General features: G+C 49.7%; 8 protein-coding genes. 5 read left to right on the forward strand and 3 right to left on the reverse strand.

Annotated features, from left to right (window positions below; genetic code table 11):
- Positions 1 to 556: ferritin-like domain-containing protein (locus RW114_RS19080; RefSeq protein WP_340124335.1), on the reverse strand; the 556-nt coding region annotated here is incomplete at its 3' end.
- A gap of 321 nt (positions 557 to 877) precedes the next feature.
- On the opposite strand from RW114_RS19080, the gene glyQ reads away from it, so the two are divergent.
- The 5 genes from glyQ to RW114_RS19105 all read left to right on the forward strand — a co-directional run bounded on the left by glyQ (position 878) and on the right by RW114_RS19105 (position 5658).
- A complete protein-coding gene (gene glyQ, locus RW114_RS19085; protein ID WP_340124336.1) occupies positions 878 to 1792 on the forward strand; it encodes a glycine--tRNA ligase subunit alpha in 915 nt (304 codons plus the stop codon).
- Between the two features lies 1 nt (position 1793).
- Positions 1794 to 3875, forward strand: a complete 2082-nt coding sequence (glyS, locus tag RW114_RS19090; RefSeq protein ID WP_340124337.1) for a glycine--tRNA ligase subunit beta — start codon at positions 1794 to 1796, stop codon at positions 3873 to 3875.
- Between the two features lie 3 nt (positions 3876 to 3878).
- Positions 3879 to 4430: a D-glycero-beta-D-manno-heptose 1,7-bisphosphate 7-phosphatase gene (gene gmhB, locus RW114_RS19095; protein ID WP_340124338.1), complete on the forward strand. Its 552-nt coding sequence runs from the start codon at positions 3879 to 3881 to the stop codon at positions 4428 to 4430.
- Positions 4390 to 5136 carry a lysophospholipid acyltransferase family protein gene (locus tag RW114_RS19100; protein WP_340124339.1) on the forward strand — a complete coding sequence of 249 codons (747 nt, stop codon included), beginning with the start codon at positions 4390 to 4392 and terminating at the stop codon, positions 5134 to 5136. Before gmhB ends, RW114_RS19100 begins: the two co-directional genes overlap by 41 nt.
- Before the next feature lie 114 nt (positions 5137 to 5250).
- A complete protein-coding gene (locus RW114_RS19105; RefSeq protein WP_340124340.1) occupies positions 5251 to 5658 on the forward strand; it encodes a hypothetical protein in 408 nt (135 codons plus the stop codon).
- Positions 5659 to 5724: 66 nt separating this feature from the next.
- On the opposite strand, the gene RW114_RS19110 is transcribed toward RW114_RS19105, so the two are convergent.
- Positions 5725 to 6204, reverse strand: a complete 480-nt coding sequence (locus RW114_RS19110; RefSeq protein WP_340124341.1) for a YchJ family protein — start codon at positions 6202 to 6204, stop codon at positions 5725 to 5727.
- Between the two features lie 207 nt (positions 6205 to 6411).
- Positions 6412 to 7455, reverse strand: a complete 1044-nt coding sequence (locus RW114_RS19115; protein ID WP_340124342.1) for a methyltransferase family protein — start codon at positions 7453 to 7455, stop codon at positions 6412 to 6414.
- Between the last annotated feature and the right edge of the window lie 211 nt (positions 7456 to 7666).

The following is a 7666-nucleotide window of genomic DNA, read 5'->3' on the forward strand; positions in this document are numbered from 1 at the left end:
CTTGTTGGGTAGCGATCGAGTGACCAGGACGGCTGGGGCAGCCGCAGGCATCAGCGGTCGCGTGATTTTTGCCGCTTGTTGGGCAGGGATGCCCATAAAAGCTGTCGCAAAAATAGCGACTCCCCGCCGGTTTTCGCAGCATTTTATTCACTTCGTCAAGATGCAGCTCTTCCCCGACAATCATGTCTCTCGCATACTCTTCCAGCAGCACTGAAACGCCTTCAGAGGCTTTCAGCAGCTCAACATATGCGGCTACCGCTGTTTTCTCGTGCTCCATACTTTCTCTTAGAATATCGCCAATATCATGTTTGGCTGTTTCCAATAAAGGGCCGATCTTGAGAGACGGGTGTCCTCCCAATAAGGTCACCAGCTCACCCGCTTTATGCGCATGGGCAAGGCTCTCATCGGCATTGCCCTTAAGCCAGGAAACAATTGGAATGCGGTTATAGCCGTAAACCATCAGCGAATAATGCGTGTAGCGAACCACCCCCGCCAATTCAAGCTCCATAATTTTGTTAAGAATATCTACTGCCCGTTGTTTTTCTTGATCGTTCATGTTGATTCCCCTTTTGTTTAAAAAAGTACCTCGTCTGCTATTAAAACACCCATCAAAATCCTGATCAATCAGCAATACTACTCATGCCAAACGTGGTTACCAACTTAAGATGGAGCAAACTGGAGTACAGGCTTTGCCTGTTCACAAGCAAAGCTTGCACTCCGCATGGCATAGGTTATTCATACTATCCTGCCTTAACTTGGTAACTCCAAACGTTTACAGACTGCCGATATAAATTTGCACAGTCCAATCTAACGATATGACCCATAGCGGTTTTTCAGTTATAATCATCGGCTTTTTATTGCCCAAGAGCATTAAACCGTGTCCAGCATAAACAACGACTTATCTACTTTTCAGGGACTCATCCTGGCCTTACAGCAATACTGGTCGGCTCAAGGCTGTATTTTATTGCAACCGTTGGATCAGGAAGTTGGCGCGGGGACATTTCATCCCGCCACATTTTTACGCGCCATCGGCCCCGAGCCTTGGAATGCGGCCTATGTACAACCGTCGCGTCGCCCGACCGACGGCCGCTTTGGCGAGAATCCCAACCGTCTCCAGCATTACTACCAGTTTCAGGTGATTTTAAAGCCGTCACCGGACAATATTCAGGAACTGTATTTAGGTTCGTTACGCCATTTGGGTCTGGATTTGCTCGAACACGATGTGCGCTTCGTCGAAGACAATTGGGAATCACCCACGCTTGGCGCCTGGGGTTTGGGCTGGGAAGTCTGGCTAAACGGCATGGAAGTGACCCAGTTCACCTATTTCCAGCAAGTCGGCGGCCTGGAATGCCGTCCGGTCACCGGCGAAATCACTTACGGCCTGGAGCGCATCGCGATGTACCTGCAGGGCGTTAAAAGCGTTTACGATCTGGTCTGGACTCAGGGCCCACACGGCACCGTCACTTACGGCGACGTGTTCCATCAAAATGAAGTGGAAATGTCCGCCTACAATTTTGAACACGCCAACGTCGAGTTCATGTTCCAGTGTTTCGACACCTACGAGCAGGAATGCACCAAACTAATCGAGTTGAATTTACCGTTACCGGCCTATGAAATGGTGCTGAAAGCCTCGCACGCCTTTAACCTGTTGGATGCGCGCCACGCCATTTCGGTGACCGAGCGCCAGCGCTATCTGTTAAGAGTCAGAAACATGGCCAAGTCCGTTGCCGAAATTTATTACCAACGCCGGGAAGCGCTGGGCTTCCCGATGTTAACCGAGCAGGGAGCATAATATGAGTACAAGCAAACATTTACTGTTCGAGCTGGGTTCGGAAGAACTGCCGCCCAAGACCTTGCTGAAACTGAGCAATGCCTTATTGAACAACATCGTTCAGGGACTCAATGCCGCCGAGTTAACTTTCACCGGCAGCAAGGCTTACGCGACACCCCGGCGTCTGGCCGTTTTTATCGAAAACCTGGCTAGCGCACAGCCCGATAAAACCGTAGAAAAACGCGGCCCTGCCCTGCAAGCGGCATTCGCGCCCGACGGCACGCCCAGCAAAGCGGGACTGGGTTTTGCGACCAGCTGCGGCACCAGCTTCGAGCAACTGGAGCGCTTGCTTACCGACAAGGGCGAATGGCTCAGTTTTACCCAGGCCGTCAAAGGGCAATCGACCGAAAAGCTGATTCCCGACATTATCCGCTCAAGCATCGCCGGCTTGCCGATTGCCAAACGGATGCGCTGGGGCAGTTTTACCACCGAGTTCGTCAGACCGGTACATTGGGCCGTCCTGCTTTACGGCGACAGCATCATCGACACCGAAATTCTGGGTCTGGAAACCGGAGCGACGACGCAGGGACACCGTTTTCATGCGCCGCAAAAAATCGCTCTCAATAAACCGGAAGACTACGCGGAGGTGTTGCATAAACAAGGCCGCGTCATCGCCGATATTGAGCAACGCAAAACCTTGATCCGTGACGCTGCGCAATCAGCTGCCGCCGCTGTGAACGGCATTGCCCATATCGAGGACGATTTACTCGAAGAAATTGCCGCGTTAAACGAATGGCCGGTGCCGATTACCGGGACTTTCGACCCGCGTTTTCTGGAGCTGCCGCCTGAAGTGCTGATTACCACGATGCAAACCAACCAGAAATATTTTCCGGTTAAAAATGCCGACGGCGGTTTGCTGGCGAACTTCATCACCTTCAGCAACATTGAAAGCAGCAACCCGGAATCTATCCAGCAGGGCAATGAGCGCGTGGTCACGCCTCGTCTTGCCGACGCGGAATTTTTCTGGAATCAGGACCGGAAAAAGACCCTGGAAGATCGCGTCGAAAGCCTGACTAGCGTGGTTTTTCAGGAGAATTTGGGCACGGTTTTCGCCAAAACCAAGCGAGTACAAAATCTGGCGAAATTTATTGCCGGACACCTGAACGCCGATGTCGAACTGGCCGAACGCGCCGCGTTATTGGCCAAAACCGATTTAATGACCGAGATGGTTCTCGAATTCGGCAACCTGCAAGGCATTATGGGGCGCTACTATGCGCTGGCGGACAACGAGCCGAAAGCAGTCGCGCTGGCGATTGAGGAACAGTACTTCCCCAAACAATCCGGCAGTCCGACTGCCGGCAGCATCACCGGGCAAATCCTGGCTATCGCAGAAAAAATAGACACCTTGGTCGGTATTTTTGCCGTCGGCTTGATCCCTACCGGCGACAAAGACCCTTATGCCTTGCGCCGCGCCGCCTTGGGCATCCTTAGAACCGTCATAGAAAACGAACTTAACATCAATATTATTGAATTAACGGAATTCGCCGCAGCTCAGATCAAAACCGTATCCGGTCAAACCGCAGACCAATCGGCAACAGCCGACCGGGTGATCGATTTTATGTTTGATCGTTTGAAAGGCTATTGCCTGGATCACGGCTACACCGCCGACGAATTTGACGCGGTGATCGCCGTGACTCCGGCCGAACCTTTGGATTTTATGCAGCGTTTGCAGGCGGTTAAAGCCTTCAGGCAACTGCCCGAAGCCGAAAGCTTGGCGGCGGCGAATAAACGCATCCGTAATATCCTGAAAAAATCGGATACCCCTCCGGCAGATCACATCGGCGCGTTGCTTGAAGCGCAAGAAAAACAGTTGTTGCAAGCCGGACTGCAATCCGAGAGTGACATCAAACCGTTACTGGCGCAACGCGATTATCAGGCGACACTGAACCGCTTGGCGGGTTTGCGCAATGACGTCGATGCGTTTTTCGATCAGGTGATGGTGATGACCGATGATCTGGAATTGCGCGCCAACCGGCTGGCATTGCTGAACCTGTTGTCCGAACAGTTTTTGACCTGTGCCGACATTTCCAAATTGCAATCGTAACGCATGACCAAACAACGCTATATTTTGCTGGATCGTGATGGCGTCATTAACCAGGATTCGGACGATTTTATCAAATCCCCGGAACAATGGCTGCCGCTTGACGGCAGCCTTGAGGCCATCGCCCTGCTGAATAAGCATGGCTATAAAGTCGTGGTGGTCACCAATCAGTCCGGTCTGGCACGTGGCCTATTCGATGCGGCGATGCTGGAACAAATCCATGCAAAAATGCAGCGCATGACCGCAGAAAAAGGCGGCAAAATCGAGGCGATCTATTTTTGCCCGCACGGCCCGGACGATGACTGCAACTGCCGCAAACCCAAACCGGGCTTGCTTGAACAATTTGCAACCGACAACCATGTCAGCCTGATAGGCATGACCGTGATCGGCGATTCGCTACGCGACCTGCAAGCCGCGCAGGCGGTCGGAGCAAGCCCGATACTGGTCAAAACCGGTAAAGGCCAAAAAACCCTAACTGAAAACCCTAAGCTCAACATTCCTGTTTTTGAGAACTTATATGACGCAGCAAACTACCTCACAGCAAGACCCCAGACCTAAAAACTATATCGGCTCGGCGCTGTTGTTTGTAGGCATCTTCACTACCGCTACCGTAGTCGGCATATTGCTTATTAGCGGCATGCTGACGACCTTTAACATACGCTGGAAAATCGGTTATGTTTGGTGCGCGATTATCAGCTGGATGACCAAGGTTTTTTGCGGCCTCACCTATGAAGTCGAAGGACTGGAAAACATCGACCCGCAGCACCCGGCCGTTATCTTAAGCAATCATCAGTCGGCCTGGGAAACGCTGGCGTTACGCTACATTCTCCCGCCGCATTCCGTGGTGATCAAACGTGAATTGCTTTATTTCCCGATTTGGGGCTGGTCGCTGCTCACGCTAAAATCGATCGTCATCAACCGGAAAAATCAACGCGCCTCATTACGTGCCTTGCTCGAACAAGGCACTCGATATTTAAACGAGGGCTTATCGGTGCTGGTTTTTCCGGAAGGCACTCGCGCCGGAGCCAGGGAAGTGCTGAAATTCAATATCGGCGGGGCCATGCTCGCGCATAAAACCGGTTTCCCGGTCATTCCCGTCGCCCATAATGCCGGTGATTTTTGGCCCCGCTATAGTTTTTTAAAATATCCCGGCGTGATCAAACTAAAAATCGGCCCGGCCATAGAAACCAAAGGACGTAAAGCCGGGGACATCAATGCCGAAGCCGAAGCTTGGATAAAGCAGGCAATGAAGGAGATGGATTGATTACAGGCAAAAGGCGAAGGGCGAAAAAAACAGCCTCTTTTGCCTTTCGCCTTTAGCCTGATATAAACGCGTATAATGTCGCCTATTGCATTTTCACTAATAACGGTAACACACATGAAAAAACTACTGCTCATTTCCCTGTCTGCATTATTACTCCCTGCTTGCGCCGATAAAAACCAATATGAACAGACTGTATTGGAGCAAATGCAGTTGGAAAAAGATGTTAAGGACTATAATTTATCCCCTGAACGCATGGCTCAATGTATCGTTGAGACATCCTCAAGCCACATGCCCGGCATTTTTGCTCTCGATCCTAAGCGCTTGACCGCTTATCGCAACTATACAAAAATGTTGACGCTGTCTTCGTCTAAAAACCCTAAAAAGACCCTTGAGGAACTACGTGCCGATTTCGGCTCGCCAAAAGAACTCGCAGAAGCCCATGCTAACTATACCGAAAGCATGATGGACTGTTTTTCTGCCGTCATCAACGAATCAGAAGAAACTAAAGAAGCGGCAAAATAACACTGTCTGTGATGTGTAGGGGCGGATTTATCCGCCCAAGGCGAATGAATTCGCCCCTACAAATAATCATCCGCAACAACGCTTAAACTTCTTGCCGCTGCCGCAGGAACACGGAGCATTCTTGCCCAGATTAGTCTGTAGGCCCACCTTGCCAATCGACTTAACCTGTCCATCCAGATAAAACCAGCCGCCCGCACGTTTGATAAACTGACTGATTTCAGTCATCACGTAGACTTCGTCATCCTGCAAATAATACGCTTTAAATGCCACCACACCTTTAGTGTCTTTAGCCCCGCCTTTTTTAGTCGTGCCGATTTCCAAGCGTTGCCAATCGACTTTTTCCTTGGAAAAATCAATCAACTCAGGTCGCACCGTGGCATCCCAGGTATCCAGTAAATACTGGGCATTATGCAGCGCATAAGCGGTAAAGCGCGAACGCATCAAGGCTTCGGCAGTTAAGGGCTTTTTTTCGCCGGAATGAAACGGAGCGCAGCATTGAGCATAGTCGATGCCCGAACCGCAACGGCAGAAAGTGGGTGTAGTCAAAAGAAATTCCCGGTTAAATTTTGGCTTATTTTGCATTAATTCGCATTTGATAGTTGTTTAAGGTGAACACCCAAAGTAGAGGTATTAGACTGCATGAATACAAGAACAGCGGTCAGTGTGCGAGCATGGCAGGATCCACGCCTTACAGCTTTATCAGATTATATGCTCTGTACACGTGGGCAGAAAAACGTCGCTTAGCAACAAGCTTCAAAAAAAACCTGGAACAAACCGCCAACGCACCGCTCGGCGATATGAATCATAATCATCGACCGCCGACAAATGCCGTTCCTCTGTCCAAACACGTAGACTATACACCACAGTAAACGCCAGCAAAATTCCCACGGTAAACTCTCCAAAAACAACGCCTTGAATCCACCATACACCAAGCTTGGACACATAAGCCGGATGACGCATCCAGCGATAAGGGCCGCGACAGACAATGCCTCGCGCCGTCAGATTGGACGCCTTAAAACCCAGCGCCAAGGATGCCCAAGCAAATACACCCCACAATAATACCTCAATACCATTAAAAAATAGTCGGACAGCATCACTGGTTTCAACCTTAATGGGAAACAGCGCCACATCAAAAGGCAAAAAAGAAAAACCATTAAAAGGCGGATAACACCATAAACAAACCAGCCAACCAAGCCAACTAGGGTCAACCGAGCGAATTTCTGAGTTTAGCCTTTTCGATTCGACCAGATAACCAAAACCAAACATCGCTACATCAATAAACAGACAGCTTTCAATCAAAAGATGATTTACATTGCGAAAATTCCACTGGTCAGGATGAACGGCCTGCCACAAGTTAATGAGATTTCCAATGCCCCAAGTTACAATATAGGGCGTAAAAAACAGCTTTAATAATACCGTTAGCAAACCCAGCCTTACCAACGGCGACCACGAAATTTTAAGCCCCCAAGGCCGTAAAAAAACTTGAAACAAAAATACCAACAAGGCTTGATATTTATCATTGCTTAACAAAAACCGTCCGCGCTGATCATAAAAATACAACGGCCCAGCCAGAGTAAACGCCAACCAATAATAGTCAACAAACCACAGAGCCCAAGGCCGATACATCGGGCCTGAAAAATGATTTATCAAAAACTGCGTCGAGCGAGAATCCGGCAGATAAGCCAAGCAAACCGGCGCGTAATGCAACAACAACCAGGCAGCGGAAAGGAATAACCAACGTGAAACAAAAGCCCACAACCAGACCCAAGCGTGATCGGAATAAGATTGTATCTGCATTGAGTTATTCAGGATAATGAAATCAAATATATCAGTGATGCAACCGCATCGTAATATAGTAAGGCATAGCGGATTCACGACGGATATAGTGGACCCCGAATTCCGGACAATAGTTTAAGCTATGCTCTGTCGAAAAATGAGAAGCAGGAAATGAGCGAAAGCAAACGGAAGATTTTTACAGGGGCTCAAAAAGCCAAAATTGCATTGGAAG

This window comes from Methylobacter svalbardensis (assembly GCF_037671525.1).
Classification (GTDB): domain Bacteria; phylum Pseudomonadota; class Gammaproteobacteria; order Methylococcales; family Methylomonadaceae; genus Methylobacter_A; species Methylobacter_A svalbardensis.